Origin of the sequence: Nostoc sp. JL33 (assembly GCF_017114985.1) — a bacterium.
GTDB lineage: Bacteria > Cyanobacteriota > Cyanobacteriia > Cyanobacteriales > Nostocaceae > Nostoc.
Genome location: NZ_JABXKP010000053.1, coordinates 74,543 through 88,807 on the forward strand (window position 1 = coordinate 74,543; position 14,265 = coordinate 88,807).

Here is a 14,265-nt window from a genome sequence, read left to right on the forward strand (position 1 = left end):
CTAATTCTCCTGCTGTGCATCTGCTGATTCAGGAATCGGCGATGCTTCCATGCTAGGGTTTTTAACCGAAAAGTTAATCGGTTCTGACTTGCTTGGCAACGGTTTATCTGACGATGGCAACTTTGGTGGTTGTATCCATGACATCCCACCTGGTATAGGTTTACGAGTAGGTTGTAGACCTTGCAGCATATCAGTCCACTGGATTCCTTCTAAGGAGACGAATTTAGACTCCCGTAGCTTGTGCCACACAGAGCGAGACATAACTAATGTATGTTCTATGCGTTTTGCCCCAATTCGTTCCAAATACTCTTCTCGCTCTGCCTGATAGTCTGAGGAAGCTAGTTGTAACCCTTGCTGGGGAAAATCTTGGGCAATACGAGCCAGTTGAGATAGTAATTCTGGATACAGCCAGGTGTAAGCAGGATGAACCGTCAGCGTTGCAGCGTGGGGAACTTCACCCTTACGGTCAAGTTGCACCTGAAAATAGCCGATCGCAGCTTTGCGTTGGGGTTCAAATACGTAACCACTCACTACTTCTGTTTTGGTCAGCCATTGCTTCACTGCATCAGTTAAAGCGCCGAACAAACTGGTTTTAAAGTCGCGGGTATTGCGGTCAAAAACCTGACGTACCAGAGGTGGCATCGATGCCGTATCCAGCTGATATAGCAACTGGGCATCAGCATTGCTCACTGGCAAGAGATTGGGCAAGTCTGGCTCTGCTTGTGCCAATTCAACCAATAATTCTGGCCCTATTTCCCAGTATGTCATTTCTGCCAGACGCTGGAATCCATTTTGTCGATATAGTGCCAGCGCCTCTATGTCATTGATGTTAACTTCCAGTAGCCAAGTGCGAGCTTCCAAAATCGATTCAAAGCAATGACGCAAAAGTTGCGAGCCAATTCCTTGTTTATCGACACCACGCTCCAACAGCACTTGATCAATCCGCCAAGTGCTGCGTGTCCGGTTAAACGGTGACACTTGAATCATTCCTAGAAGCATCCGCCCTTGCTCTGCAACGTAGGCACAGAGGCGATACTGGAGCGGGTTAGGAAACCAACTCAAAAATTTGAGTAATCCATACCAGCGACGCAGCCTTTGCATCTGGCTGATGGCAAGACCTGCTCTCTGGGGAGTGAGGGCTGCGAATGACTCTTGAGTTATGCGCTCAATCCCGTCCAGATCCCGGTATTGGACTGGTCGAATAATAACGCTTAGGTTTCGGGGAAGTAATGAAGTCATTTTAATTCGAGCCGCCATTTAGCTTTCACTAACTGATCTTCAAAGGAACTGCTGCATTGACACTCTCAGGTCTAAAGACACTGAGATTCTTGGCTCAACGACGGACTTTAAAACCCAATATCCTTGCGGCAATGCTTAAACTTTTTGACCGTGCCACAGCACCAATCAACGAGCCTAATTTATTGAATTTCTCCAGAGTCTATCTTCTCAAGCGTACTAGGATATGTGAACCTAGAGTTTGAGCGTGCCCCGCCCTACTTTTTTATCAACAATATTTGTTTTTTTGGATTGGGGTACTTCTTTATTACCCTAACGGGTTTCACACTTCGACTGCCCTCAGTGTTAAAACCGAGCAAAGCCGAGGCTTTAACAGTTTTCGTTGGCTCTTTGCCCCTATATTCTTAGCTAAAAGTGTGTCTTAACTGTTTCACAATGCTAAAGGAGTTACACCTTGGCAAGATGATTATATCACGAACGACTCTTCCTAAAGCCCCACGATTGCCTAAAACTCAGTCCCTTTAGGGCTGAGTTTTAGGCTTACCGAGTGTTTTAATAATATTAACTACTTTCTGCCCCTTACTATTGTGCCAAAAGGGTGATTTTAGTAACTTAATACTTAAAAAAGCAGACCTTGTGAGAACACCATTGGCATTGACCCAACAACATCTGCCTTTATTTTATTGGAATTTTGATTAAAGTTTCTATATATTTACAGTCCTTGTCGAGAAACTAGCTTTTCAAAGTGGGCTTGGGTTTGATGGAGTAATTGGTGGCGACTATCTACCAGTGTTTGTTTCAGGGTTGGAACAAGATTGCGAGCTTGCAGAGTCATGTGAAGTTGCAGGTTGGCAACATATTCACTGAAATCTTGATTCACTTCATTTGCGCCCGCATCCGTTAATAAATTTGATTCCATTGCCACTGTGTTCTCCTGTGTTAATCCTGTGCTGTCTCTCTTCATGACCAAAAATTATCACGTTGTTTGGACTAACTTCTTAATTTGCAATGAAGTTTAACGCTTTTTAGGAATAGCGATCGCTGTTAGGTTTTCATCTGCCCATTAAAATCTCAAACCAACACCACCTTGTACTGAGATAGCTGTACCACTGCTATCACGGTAGGCATCAAAAGCGATAATGGCGTTGCCAAAAAGGACAGTATTGCTATTTGGGATCATATAATCAATGCCCGGTTGTAAAGCAAAACTAATTTTGTCGCCCACAGGAGAAGATCCACCACCACCAGCCAACACTAACCCAGCACCCAGGTAAGCATCAGCTTGCCAGTTGAGAGGGAAATCGTAGGAAACCGTTGGCACTACTGCCGTATTATTACCAATTAACACTTGGGCGCGGAGTGAAATCGGTGCTTCCAAAAGCTTGTAGCGCCCCGCTATCACCCCCCCTAATTGGATACCATCGGTAATACCAATAGCCGGGCCTATACCGATATAACTGCCATAGGCTACTTGAGCTTGCGCTGGTTTAGTACTCACCAGACTCAAGGCCAAGCCAGCCCCCAAAACTGAAACCAAATATGGAATATACTTCATAACCGAACTCCTCACACCAATTTGTCATTAGTCATTAGTCATTAGTCATTAGTCATTGGGCATGGGGCATTGAGTTTAGCTAGTCTCCCTCATCCTCCCCTGCCCCCTCCTCCCTCTGCCTCTTCCCCCCTCTCATTCTACGGGCAACGCGGATGAATGCCTCCTTGAGTACAAATGTACGCTAATTGCTTGGCATCTAAATTTTTGGCTTGAGAAAAATCAACCCCTTGGACTACGGCAGATACTGAGCCTAAATCTGGGGTTTCGACAAATTGATCTGCTGGATCTTGTTTGATCGGGGCGAGAATTGCCCCCTTAAAATCTGCTCCGGCGACATTTGCCCCTCGTAAATCTGCCTGACTCAAGTCGGCATTTTGCAAGTTAACGTTTTCCATCTGGGCAGAACGCAAAACAGCGCCAGCTAGACGAGTGGCGCTGAGGTTAGCATTGCTGAGATTAGCACGATCCAAATAGGCTCCTGATAAATCTGCCCCTTGCCAATCAGTGTTAGTTAAGTTGGCAAAGGATAATTGCGTTCCTATAGCACTGACGCGACCTAAACGCGCGGCGTAGAGATTGGCTTCGTTCAAGTTGGCGTCGCCTAAATCTGCTCCAGTCAGGCTAGCTCTTTCCAAGACTGCGTTTCGCAGATCGGCTCCTACTAGTTGAGTGCTGTTGAGTTTAGCGTCAAATAAACGCGCGTTGGATAAGTTGGCTCTGTTGAGAGTAGCGCGGCTCAAATCGGTACGGCTCATCAAGACGCGACTGAGATTAGCATCAGTAAGATTGGCTTGCTGCAACTGAGCTTGGCTTAAATCAGCGATCGCATCGTCGTAGGTATCCCAGCGTCCATCTTCACCCACACCCCGAAAACGGCTACCCTTAAAGCTGGCTTGGTTAAGATTTGCAGATTTTAACTTAACTCCTGATAAATCAACGTTGTCCAGTACCAAGTTGAAGAAGGAACTTCCTGGAGTACCGCTTTGACCTAATTGGGTGCGACTAAGGTCAACGCCCTCGATTTTACCACTGTAAACAGAGAGAATCTTGTTGATCGTCCCCTGGTTTCTTTGTAGCCGCCCTTGCCGTAATTCCCGTTCTTGGGTTGCAGTGCTGCCTACAGACTCCAGTTCGCTAACCAAAAACTGATTTTTATTTTTTAATTCCGGGATGGCTTGGGGCCCGACAGTTGTCAAAGCTTGTTGAATCGTATCCAAGAGGCTGGGATTGGTTTCGCTAACCAATAAATTCGCCAGAAATTTGATCGACTCTGGGTCATTAAGACCACCCATCGCCAGAATTGCACTTTGGCGTTGCTCATTACTCGCTCCAGAGTTGGAATTTAATTGGTTGCGAAGTTCGAGAAACTGTTGGCTGTTGATTTGCTTAGTTGCTCGCTGAGATTGTTGAATTTGGATATAAACTTGAGTGCCGATTAAAGTTGCCAACACAGCAGTCATACTCGTAAGCCCTACCCCAAACAAGGTAAGATTAGGATTTTGCTGTATCCGCCGCCACAGATTAGGCGACTGGTTGGTTTGAGGTACTGCTAATTCTTCTCCCTCCTGCCATTCTTCTGCTTGATCATTAGCGTCAGCAGACTGAACTTGTTTGTTGCTAGCTAAGAGTCCATCTATTGTATAAGTGCTTGCAAGTTGATCATGCAGTGCGCGACGTCCCCGGCGCGACGGTAAGCCGATCCCTTCACCCACAATCATTAACAAAGACAAAAATGTGAATAATCCTAAATTTGGAAAAGCAAAGCTGTAGCGCCACAGCAGATAGGCGATGGAAATGGGTACAGTCCAACGCCCAACGCCTTCTCTAATCACAACTGCCCCCAATCCGGGCGGCGTCCCTTGCTCGTTGACAACCCGCACTTTTAACCAACGTTTAGGAATTGTACTACCAGTCTTAGCTAGTAAATACAATTGCCACCACGAGAGAGTTACAGGCGCTAACAGGGCGATTGTCCACAAAATATTAGTTGGCCATGCGACGTTAGGGATGCCATAGCTCATAGGCAGAGCCAGGGGTCTAGCGATCGCTCTTTGTGTTACTACCAGCACGGGGTTAAGCGGCACTCGGTTGAGATCGCTTCTAGAATTGGCATAGACACCAATGCCGAAGGGAATCAACCCACTAGTAACCACTAGTGTGATTTCAGCTGCCCAAGCAGCAAAACGCCTACCTGCTAGCAACAGCGACTTGGCTCTTTCCGGTTCTTTTGACTGACTAGATTGATTAGTACTTCTCCTGACAATTGGTGTCGTCATCGCATAATTCCCTTTGATATTATTTTTACGCCGCGATCGGCACAATTAAAATAGACTAAGTTAATCGGCAAAAAGAAAAGCATATTGAAATAGAATTTACCAGACATAGGTCAGGAACCGTTTGTATTCTGGCTCCTGACTCTCATAACTTTGGGCATGCAAAGCAAATGCATATCAACTTATTGCTTACGTTGAAAGCTACTAGACACAAAAAATTTGTATCCAACATACACTAATACTGCCAAAAGTGCCAGAGTGATTACAGATGCAACCAGTTTAAACACTGTTTGCAGCATCGCCAAGCCTACTAGCACCGTCACACCCGAAACTACCAGCTTTTTTGCCCCAGATAAGCTCTTGAACCAAATCTGAAATCGCTCCAGTTGCAAGTTCAAGTTGGCAAAAACAGATTGAGGTGTTTGTTTTTGTTCTTGTGGTTGCGAAACCACCCCAGGTGGGGAATTAATCTCTGCCTCTAGCTTATCGAGGCGACGCTGTAAGTTTTCTTCTGGTTGAGAATTCATTAATCTTTTCTACCTCAGCTAAGTCACTTATTCAACAACAAATCAACCAAATTCTATTTTTGATGGTTGTCTTAGTGATTTTAGCTAATGTCTGTATGTGCAAGAACTTTCTGGGCAGATAAAATTTATTATGATGATTTTTAGATTACTAGGGTGTTACGGATTGAAGTGCGGAATATACGGTGAAATATTTTGGTGCAAAAGTGCCACCAAAAATCGATAATTTGCACAATTGATGGTCTTTACACACATCAAATCCTCACAAACAATACCTAACTAAAGGGTATTAGGTTATACGGCAGCTTTTGGAACCAAGATGGATTGCTGTCGTCAATTAAATGACTACTGTATAACAATATTGCTCTAAAAAAATCTGGAGCATTAATTAAAATGAACACGCTTAGGCTACTTGCAATTGTTCCCACAGCTTTGGCGATCAGTTTGGTTTTCACTGAGGCTAATTTGGCACAGACACCAACAATCCAAATTAATCGGAATTTACAACCAGATCCACTGGTTTTGAAGGGAAAGTCTGGGGGAACTGTCAAAAGTAATTGTGGCAATATTACCACTGAACCTAGTCAAGTTATCCAGGTTACAGAGTCACTACCTTATTTGCGATTAACAGTAGAGGGAGAAGGGAAGCCAACGCTGTTAATCGACGGGCCTGGGGGGCGCTTTTGTGTAATGGCAGATAGCTACTCTGGAGACAAGCCAGAACTTTCTGGTTTCTGGCAGGCAGGAAAATACTCGCTGCATGTGGGCGAACTATCCAAACGAGAGTATACCTACACCCTCTCAATCTCGCAAAAAAATAAATAGTCATTTGTCATTTGTCATTTGTCCTTTGCTAATCACCAATGACCAATGACTAATCTTCCAGTGATTGGGCTGGAACTTCGACAGCAGTGACATCAATTGTGCCTTCTGGTGTGAAGCGGTGAAAATGACTATTTTGTACTAACAGTGACTCCCCACAGTTAGGACATTGCAACTGGGTATTATTTAAACCTGTAAATTCATATCGACAGACAGGACACTGATCAGCAACCAAGCTGCGTTGTAGCCACCAACGAAAGCCAAAAAAAGCCAGAATCGGTGCCAACAACAGCAAAGAGAAAATAATTAGCAACGAATTAACCAACCAACCCAAGCCCACTGATGCCAGCAACCAAATAACTGCCAGCAGGATGAGCCAAGGGCGGAGATTTAAAAGATTCAATTGAAATGACTTAAAGCTCATTTTTTAAATGTCGTCCTGCTCTCCTTCTAGGATAGCGATTTTAGTCATTGGCCATTTGTGATTTGTCATTTGTTATTTAGACTTGATTACTGAGGATAGAAGCATTTTTTGCAAGTGCTGTTGGAAGGCATCTATGCCAAACAGAGCGATCGCTTGTTCTCGCAGCCACTCTCCATCACATCGCTGGTCATCCCCTTGAAGCATTTCTATACAAGCCGCTGCTACACTATCAGGGCTGCGGTGTGGTACTCGCCATCCTAGTTTACCATCCTGCAAGGGATCAGCGGAGCCATCGTCGTCACCGGATAATACAGGTACTCCACAAGCCATTGCTTCCAGATAAACAATGCCAAAGCCTTCTTGCGAAGGCATAATATAGGCATCAGCAAGGCGGTAATGTTCTATTAATTCTTCTGTAGGAACGAAACCAGCAAAGACGACCTGATCGCTTACATCTAAATATGCAGCAAGTTTGGCTAATCGCGGTTGGTCATCACCGCGACCAATTACCAAATATTTCACTTCTGGGAAAACTTGAGCGATTTGTGGTAATGCCCGAATTGTTACATCTACACCTTTGTAAATATCCCCCGACCATAACCGCGCTACTGTCATTAACACCTTAGCACCAGTTAAGCCATACTTCTTTGCTAATTCTGGCTGCTTGGAACCAGGAGTAAATTTATCCCCATCAATTGCACAAGGCATTATCTGTACCATTTTCGGGTTTAGACTATTAGCAACACAAGCGCGATCGCGGCTGTAGCGACTAATTGTCCAAATTCCAGCTGCTGATGTCAGGGCGCGACGTTCTTGATTTTTCAGTGGTTCCCAGACTTCTTTACCATAAGTTAGCACGGTGTAAGGAATCCCCAAGGGCTGGCAAAGAGTTTGGATTAATACTGCTAAGTTAATATGACCGCAGAAAACTTGCTGCGGATGGGTTTGCAACAGACACTTAAGTAAAGCGGCTGCCATTTGGAGTCTTCCCCAATAGGGAGACTGATTTTTAAAGTAATGAAATTTTAAGTTCTCGTCTTCAAAGGGATTTAAAGTATCAGGACTATCTCGCAGCAAAAAGACTTCTGCCTTGTAGGCTTGGCTTAATCCCAGATAGGCGCGAAAAATATCTTTTATATATGATTGAATACCACCTTCGTGGGCAAAAATTTCTAAAAACACGAAGACATGGTTAGTTTTTTTGTTAACTTTATCACCTAACTTTAGGTTTTCTATCACTGTAGTGATATGCATGTTATATTCTTTACACTCGTAGCCAGGACGCGATGTCTACGACGGGCTATGCCGGAGCACCGCTTTTTAACCGTTCTAAATCTGTTTTTACCATTTATTTCTAAAAGTTCCTCAAAGCTCACTTGGGGTTTAAGACTCTCAACACTGGTGACAAATCTTAACAAGGGAGCTAGTTTGACACTCCCCGGCGTGAACGCACGGGGATTCTTCTATCTACGAGCCAACTTGCTCTGATAGGATTGCTCCAATTAGAGTAGAGGTATATTATTGTAATCCAAATAATATTGAAAAAAGAGTATACTTTTATCAATCAAATAACTATACACTATATATTTGATCAGAGACTCGTTCCGCTCCTGCTTCTGTTTTGAAGTGAGTGGCTCGACTTTGGGCAAAATCGCCCTACCTCTAGGGAGAGGCAAGCTACGGGTATCAGCGCAATCTAGATAATCATCCAGACATCTGCTTATATTTGCAGAAATATTAGCGAGCAGCTTCCAACCCTTGGCTGCTTGATCATTACTTTTGTGCTTCTAGAGAGTATTTGACGATGAGCAGGCAATTTCTACCATCTGCACCACGTTCGTATACAACACGGTCAGCCAACCGCCGGAGGAGAAACCATCCATACCCGCCTACTTGCAGCGTACCTGGCTCTGGTTCTGCGATCGCATCAGGATTAAAAGGTTTTCCATAATCCCAAATTCTAATCTCTAGTCGGTCAATCCAGAGATAAACGTTAATCTCAATGGTTGTTTCCGGGGGTAAAGCATGATGAGCATGACGAACAGCGTTGGTAAAGCCTTCTGCTAATGCTAAATTGAGGCGATCAAGTTGGGTTTTTGACCAGCCAAGTTGAGACAAATGTTGCAGACAAAATTGCTCGAACCATTCTTGCACCTGGTTTAGGAGACTGAGTTCGCTCTTAACCGTCAGATGGTCTTGCTGCACTATGCTAAACATTAACTGTGACTTAAATATAAGTAAACCCAAGTTGCTAGTTATTAAATTTTGCGCTATTCGCAAAATTTCTCTGATATAGAAAAATCTTAATTGAGATATTCTGTTTACCAAAATACAAAACATGAGCGATTTTGGCATTTCGAGGGTTGTAACTAGCAACTTACGTTAAGTAAGTGAAAAATGTTTGTATTTGTTGACTTTTAGTGATTTGAGATTTTGGAATAGCTTTTCCATCCAAAACTTAAAATCCAAGATGCAATCTCAACTATTAAAATTGACGCCTGTTAATTGTTTTCAAAAGCACATCTGCATATGCTGTTGAAACTCACAGGCGTCAAAGCACTTGGTAGTGACTAATTTAGAATAGTCCTAAGGTCAAAGATTTATCCAATGGCAAGGCAGCACCAATACCCAGCCACAGAGTGACAAGGGTACCAAAGAGGAATAATGTGGTTGCAACTGGACGGCGGAAGGGGTTTTGGAATTTATTCACGTTCTCAATAAAGGGAATGAGGATCAACCCCACTGGTACCGAACCCATTGCTAACACTCCTAAAAGTTTGTTAGGAAGCGATCGCAAAATCTGGAAGACTGGATATAAGTACCACTCCGGCAAAATTTCCAATGGTGTGGCGAAAGGATTTGCTGGTTCACCTGTCATTGCCGGATCTAGCACAGCTAGAGCCACAATCGCAGCGAAGGAACCCATGATCACGATTGGAAAGACGTAAAGTAGGTCATTAGGCCAAGCGGGTTCACCATAGTAGTTGTGACCCATGCCTTTAGCGAGTTTGGCTCTTAACTGAGGATCGCTCAGGTCAGGTTTTTTTTGTGTTGACATTTTGAAATGTGCTCTCCTGCTTAAGTTAAATTAAAGCATTTGTGAAAGCTATCAGCTACTAGGCAACCCTAGCAAAAGCGGCAAATAGCGTTTGTCTATCTACACGTCAGCCGCCTGGAAGGTGTCTACAGCTTTAGGCTTCAGATACAAGTGTTGGTTTTTTGAACTTATGTACAATTAATTTTTTCTGTTTCATAAGTTTAAAACAAACAACTTCATCTGAAAACTGACAAATGTTGCCGAGGGCTAATAGCTTGTTTACAAAGGACCGGAAATGCCTTGCTTGCGGATCATCAAGAAGTGAAACAGCATGAAGACTGCAATCAACCAAGGCAGCACAAAGGTGTGTGCGCTGTAGTAACGAGTTAGTGTTGCTTGACCAACACTCGATCCGCCGCGTAGCAGGTCGGAAATCAGAACGCCAACCACAGGAATTGCTTCTGGTACACCGCTAACGATTTTCACAGCCCAGTAACCAACTTGATCCCAAGGTAGGGAATAGCCGGTGACTCCAAAGGAAACTGTAATCACAGCTAGGATGACACCACTTATCCAGGTCAGTTCGCGGGGCTTTTTGAAACCACCAGTCAGATAAACTCGGAAGGTGTGCAAAATCATCATCAATACCATCATGCTGGCAGACCAGCGATGGATGGAGCGAATTAGCCAACCGAAGTTGACTTCATTCATGATGTACTCCACTGAGGAGAAAGCTTCAGCTACTGTTGGCCTGTAGTAGAACGTCATCGCAAATCCAGTGGCAAACTGGATGAGAAAACAAACCAGGGTAATTCCACCCAGGCAGTAAAAGATATTGACGTGAGGAGGGACGTACTTACTAGTGACGTCTTCGGCGAGTGCCTGAATCTCAAGGCGTTCCTCAAACCAGTCGGAAACGTTGGCCATACAATCTCAAGTTCCTAAAAGTCGGTTGCGGTTGATAAATCTCGAAGTTCTGAATCGGCAAAAGCCTTCGCTCAGACTTCTCTCCCAATTAGCAATTTTGGGATTTTTGTAAAGGGGAGTTTTTTTGGTTGTCAGTTTTCAGCGTGCTAAGAGACTTCAGAAACTTTACACTCTGTAAAGATGGAATATATTGCGATCTCTCTACGCCCCTACACGGTAAATGGTGGACACAAAGTAGATTTTATCCTTTGGTGAGTGGATACGATGCATCAGTTGACTGAACAACTTGATGAGAAAAATGCACCACTTCTATAAAAAAAGTAACATAATCGAGAGATAGATTTCATCAACAACAGGGCAAGTGGGCATTATCTAGGCAATTTGGGTTGAGGTGGAATTGATAATGAGGTTCATGAACAAACAAGTCTTTCGGGTTGGATTTTCATTGTTAATGGTGTTTTCGTTGGCGTTGGGTACGCTCGTCCAGCCGGCGGTGGCTTTGACGACGGAACAAAAGCTGGTTTCGGAAGTTTGGCGAATTGTTAATCGCACTTATCTAGATGAGACGTTTAATCATCAAAACTGGGCGGCTGTCAGGCAAAAGGTTCTGGAGAAGCCGCTCACCGACTCAAATGCCAGTTATACGGCAATTGGGACGATGCTCAAGAGCCTTGATGATCCTTTTACCCGCTTTTTAGATCCAGAACAGTACCGCAGCTTGCAGGTCAATACTTCTGGGGAACTGACTGGGGTAGGATTGCAAATTGCTCTGAATCCTGAGACTGGGAAGTTGGAAGTAGTGGCTCCGATCGCAGGTTCACCAGCAGATAAAGCCGGGATTAGACCACGCGATCGCATTCTCAAAATTGAAGGCGTTTCTACAGAAAATCTCACCCTTGATGAAGCTGCAACTAGGATGCGCGGGCCGAGTGGCAGCCTTGTTACCCTGGTGATCGAACGGGACAAAGAGACAGAAAGGGAAATTAGACTCACACGCGATCGCATTGCTCTTAACCCTGTAGTCTCAGAATTGCGTGTTTCCACTGAGGGTACACCCATTGGCTACCTTCGCCTGACTCAATTTAATGCCAACGCCTCAACAGAATTGGCACACGCTATTTCTAGTCTAGAAAAAAAAGGCGCTGCTGCCTACATTCTGGATTTGCGAAATAATCCTGGGGGGCTATTGCAATCAGGAATTGAAATCGCCCGTCTGTGGTTAGACTCTGGCACTATCGTCTACACTGTTAACCGACAAGGCATTCAGGGTAGTTTTGAAGCCGTTGGGCCAGCCCTGACCAATGATCCTCTGGTTATTTTGGTGAATCAAGGAACTGCCAGTGCCAGCGAGATTCTCGCCGGCGCACTCCAAGATAACGGTCGTGCCCAGTTGGTAGGCGAAACCACCTTTGGAAAGGGCTTAATTCAATCATTATTTGAATTATCAGATGGTTCCGGCTTGGCAGTCACAATTGCTAAGTATGAAACTCCTCAACACCGGGATATTAATAAACTAGGTATTAAGCCGGATAAAGTGATTTCCCAAGATCCAATTAACCGCGAACAGATTGGTACCCAAGCGGATCTGCAATATCAAGCAGCAGTGGAACTTTTGCTTAAAAACTCCGTGATGGCGGGAAAGGCGTATTAAATAATTCGTAATTCGCAATGACGCTCTCTACGAACGCGAATAGCGTGTCGCAGACAGACGCTAAAAGCGTAGCTTGCTTCTCTGTAAGAGTACGATGACTCGCTAACGCAACGCTGACGTAATTTGTAATTAAAGACATTTACATAAGGGGATTTAAATCCCGATGGTTCCTGAGCTTGTCGTTCGCGTAGCGTCCCGCAGGGAAGGACTGAAACTGATCAAAGGCGGAGTGGCTCCGACTCCGCGCTACGTGTAATGGTTGGGGTCTTAAACCCTTTTATTTACGATAAGTTAGGAGTTAGGAATTTGCCTTGTTCCCAGTCTCTGACTGGGAATGACCGGATAATTCATGCAACAGTTTTTTGTGCTGAACTTGCTTTTTGTCAGTAACTATGAGATATTTTATCTGAGATTTAAAATACTGTATTCCTATCGAATTACTGAAAATTCCTGCTAGGTAGCAGGGTGTATAAACTTTTTGACATGAATTTAAGTTTTTTTAGAAAGCATCCACTGTTGTTTGTCATCATAATTTTCTTTGGGCTTTTTTTCAGTAGTACAGTAGTTGCTGCCAACTTAAAATTATATTTCGCTGCTCAGAACTCTAGGTCAGTACAATCAGTAAATCCTCAAGCTATTGCGATCGCAGATCAACAAGTACCTGTAGATAAATTACTAAAATTGATCCAGCAGCGATTGCTAATTGCACATGATGTAGCCCGGTGGAAATGGAATCACAAACGTCCTATTGAGGATCTAAAGCGGGAACAAGAGTTACTATTAAAGGTTAGGCAACAAGCAACAACCCATAGTCTAGAACCCGATACAGTTGCAGCATTTTTTCAAGGACAAATAGAAGCAGGAAAACTCATCCAAACAGTTGATTTTCAAAACTGGCAAAAGCAAGGCATTAAATCTTTTCCTAACGTGCCAGACTTAAACCAGACATTGCGACCATCGTTAGATAAATTAAACACAGAATTTGTCTTTGCTTTAAAAGAACTGACTCCTGTTCTAGGTTGTCCGCAGATACGGCAATTAATTCAGTCACGTTCTCAGGTAATTATTCAGGGAGATGGTATTGATCAGCGAGTGCAGACCCTAGCAATTTCACCCCTGCTGCAATTTCAAAGCGCTTCTTGCAAAGTGGGTAACTTCCGTTGATCGGGTTAGCGACACCTAATGCCAATTATGTATGAAGATGTGCCAAATTATCCATCCGATTGGACTGCCTGGGCTAACTGCTGCACAAAGGCTTGATGTTCGATAGAATTCACTCCTGTCTGTAATACGCTTAACACCTGTTGCATATCACCCGACAGCAAGGCAGATTGATCTAACCACAATCCTGGAAAGACTCGACTTTGAATCACACCTGCGGCATCAGAGTGCAGATTTATATACTCTCCTGCTTCTAAGTGGAACCAATCGATGCGCTGCTCAAACACCTGCCACACGAAGTACTCCTGTATTCCATTCCGCCGATAAGCACGCTTTTTGTCACCCAGATCAACCGTGGCACTACTGGCGGCAATTTCGGCAACCAGTTCTAGCGCTCCCTCTACATAACCATCCTGGCTCAGATGCGTAGACGCGTAGCGGCTTGTTGTCAGACATCGCCCACCCGCCTGAGCATCAATCAATAACACCGCCGAAGTAATTGCTCGGACTTGCCAAGTATTTTCTTGCAGAAGTAGCAATACAACTTTTTTTGCCCCAGAGTTTTCCAGGATAATCTGAGTGAGACTGGCAATGAGTTGGTCTAATTGCAATACGGTTCAGTTAAGCATTTCTTTCTTCTCTCCGTATTCTCTGC

Annotated in this window: 14 protein-coding genes; 3 read left to right on the top strand and 11 right to left on the bottom strand. The window is 44.2% G+C overall.

What is annotated here, in order from left to right; translation table 11 throughout:
- From HWQ23_RS14870 to HWQ23_RS14890, 5 genes are all read right to left on the bottom strand, one after another.
- Positions 1–1,257, bottom strand: coding sequence for a GNAT family N-acetyltransferase (locus HWQ23_RS14870; RefSeq protein ID WP_292829530.1), 1,257 nt, complete (start codon positions 1,255–1,257; stop codon positions 1–3).
- A gap of 691 nt (positions 1,258–1,948) precedes the next feature.
- Positions 1,949–2,155, bottom strand: a complete 207-nt coding sequence (locus HWQ23_RS14875) for a hypothetical protein (RefSeq protein ID WP_292829598.1) — start codon at positions 2,153–2,155, stop codon at positions 1,949–1,951.
- 144 nt (positions 2,156–2,299) lie between these two features.
- Positions 2,300–2,791, bottom strand: a complete 492-nt coding sequence (locus tag HWQ23_RS14880) for a hypothetical protein (protein WP_292829532.1) — start codon at positions 2,789–2,791, stop codon at positions 2,300–2,302.
- Positions 2,792–2,928: 137 nt separating this feature from the next.
- Positions 2,929–5,067 (bottom strand): pentapeptide repeat-containing protein, encoded by a 2,139-nt coding sequence (locus HWQ23_RS14885; protein WP_292829534.1) that lies wholly within the window; start codon positions 5,065–5,067, stop codon positions 2,929–2,931.
- A 179-nt stretch (positions 5,068–5,246) separates the two neighbouring features.
- Positions 5,247–5,591, bottom strand: a complete 345-nt coding sequence (locus HWQ23_RS14890; RefSeq protein ID WP_292829536.1) for a hypothetical protein — start codon at positions 5,589–5,591, stop codon at positions 5,247–5,249.
- Between the two features lie 390 nt (positions 5,592–5,981).
- Between HWQ23_RS14890 and HWQ23_RS14895 the strand changes: the two genes are divergently transcribed.
- Positions 5,982–6,413: a hypothetical protein gene (locus HWQ23_RS14895; RefSeq protein WP_292829537.1), complete on the top strand. Its 432-nt coding sequence runs from the start codon at positions 5,982–5,984 to the stop codon at positions 6,411–6,413.
- A gap of 49 nt (positions 6,414–6,462) precedes the next feature.
- Here HWQ23_RS14895 and HWQ23_RS14900 read toward each other — a convergent pair whose 3' ends face one another.
- The 5 genes from HWQ23_RS14900 to petB form a co-directional block, all read right to left on the bottom strand.
- A complete protein-coding gene (locus HWQ23_RS14900; RefSeq protein WP_292829539.1) occupies positions 6,463–6,834 on the bottom strand; it encodes a hypothetical protein in 372 nt (123 codons plus the stop codon).
- Positions 6,835–6,906: 72 nt separating this feature from the next.
- Complete coding sequence (locus HWQ23_RS14905) at positions 6,907–8,088, bottom strand: glycosyltransferase (RefSeq protein ID WP_292829540.1); 1,182 nt, start codon at positions 8,086–8,088, stop codon at positions 6,907–6,909.
- 519 nt (positions 8,089–8,607) lie between these two features.
- Positions 8,608–9,051 carry an ATP-binding protein gene (locus tag HWQ23_RS14910; protein WP_292829541.1) on the bottom strand — a complete coding sequence of 148 codons (444 nt, stop codon included), beginning with the start codon at positions 9,049–9,051 and terminating at the stop codon, positions 8,608–8,610.
- A 358-nt stretch (positions 9,052–9,409) separates the two neighbouring features.
- Complete coding sequence (gene petD / locus HWQ23_RS14915) at positions 9,410–9,892, bottom strand: cytochrome b6-f complex subunit IV (RefSeq protein WP_292829542.1); 483 nt, start codon at positions 9,890–9,892, stop codon at positions 9,410–9,412.
- Positions 9,893–10,150: 258 nt separating this feature from the next.
- Positions 10,151–10,798, bottom strand: a complete 648-nt coding sequence (gene petB, locus HWQ23_RS14920) for a cytochrome b6 (RefSeq protein ID WP_292744746.1) — start codon at positions 10,796–10,798, stop codon at positions 10,151–10,153.
- Between the two features lie 403 nt (positions 10,799–11,201).
- Here petB and ctpA point away from each other — a divergent pair, with 403 nt between their 5' ends.
- Positions 11,202–12,449: a carboxyl-terminal processing protease CtpA gene (gene ctpA, locus HWQ23_RS14925; protein WP_292829543.1), complete on the top strand. Its 1,248-nt coding sequence runs from the start codon at positions 11,202–11,204 to the stop codon at positions 12,447–12,449.
- A gap of 483 nt (positions 12,450–12,932) precedes the next feature.
- The gene (gene aroQ, locus HWQ23_RS14930; RefSeq protein ID WP_292829544.1) at positions 12,933–13,613 is read left to right on the top strand and encodes a gamma subclass chorismate mutase AroQ; all 681 of its coding nucleotides are present in this window, start codon (positions 12,933–12,935) and stop codon (positions 13,611–13,613) included.
- A gap of 47 nt (positions 13,614–13,660) precedes the next feature.
- On the opposite strand, the gene HWQ23_RS14935 is transcribed toward aroQ, so the two are convergent.
- Positions 13,661–14,221, bottom strand: a complete 561-nt coding sequence (locus HWQ23_RS14935; RefSeq protein ID WP_292829545.1) for a Uma2 family endonuclease — start codon at positions 14,219–14,221, stop codon at positions 13,661–13,663.
- Between the last annotated feature and the right edge of the window lie 44 nt (positions 14,222–14,265).

What these genes read in the sequence shown, in the direction of transcription:
- petD (WP_292829542.1), bottom strand. Translation starts at nt 9,892, where the DNA reads ATGTCAACACAAAAAAAACCTGACCTGAGCGATCCTCAGTTAAGAGCC.
- aroQ (WP_292829544.1), top strand. Translation starts at nt 12,933, where the DNA reads ATGAATTTAAGTTTTTTTAGAAAGCATCCACTGTTGTTTGTCATCATA.
- HWQ23_RS14875 (WP_292829598.1), bottom strand. Translation starts at nt 2,155, where the DNA reads ATGGAATCAAATTTATTAACGGATGCGGGCGCAAATGAAGTGAATCAA.
- HWQ23_RS14910 (WP_292829541.1), bottom strand. Translation starts at nt 9,051, where the DNA reads ATGTTTAGCATAGTGCAGCAAGACCATCTGACGGTTAAGAGCGAACTC.
- HWQ23_RS14880 (WP_292829532.1), bottom strand. Translation starts at nt 2,791, where the DNA reads ATGAAGTATATTCCATATTTGGTTTCAGTTTTGGGGGCTGGCTTGGCC.
- HWQ23_RS14895 (WP_292829537.1), top strand. Translation starts at nt 5,982, where the DNA reads ATGAACACGCTTAGGCTACTTGCAATTGTTCCCACAGCTTTGGCGATC.
- HWQ23_RS14900 (WP_292829539.1), bottom strand. Translation starts at nt 6,834, where the DNA reads ATGAGCTTTAAGTCATTTCAATTGAATCTTTTAAATCTCCGCCCTTGG.
- HWQ23_RS14905 (WP_292829540.1), bottom strand. Translation starts at nt 8,088, where the DNA reads ATGCATATCACTACAGTGATAGAAAACCTAAAGTTAGGTGATAAAGTT.
- HWQ23_RS14885 (WP_292829534.1), bottom strand. Translation starts at nt 5,067, where the DNA reads ATGACGACACCAATTGTCAGGAGAAGTACTAATCAATCTAGTCAGTCA.
- HWQ23_RS14870 (WP_292829530.1), bottom strand. Translation starts at nt 1,257, where the DNA reads ATGGCGGCTCGAATTAAAATGACTTCATTACTTCCCCGAAACCTAAGC.
- HWQ23_RS14890 (WP_292829536.1), bottom strand. Translation starts at nt 5,591, where the DNA reads ATGAATTCTCAACCAGAAGAAAACTTACAGCGTCGCCTCGATAAGCTA.
- ctpA (WP_292829543.1), top strand. Translation starts at nt 11,202, where the DNA reads ATGAGGTTCATGAACAAACAAGTCTTTCGGGTTGGATTTTCATTGTTA.
- petB (WP_292744746.1), bottom strand. Translation starts at nt 10,798, where the DNA reads ATGGCCAACGTTTCCGACTGGTTTGAGGAACGCCTTGAGATTCAGGCA.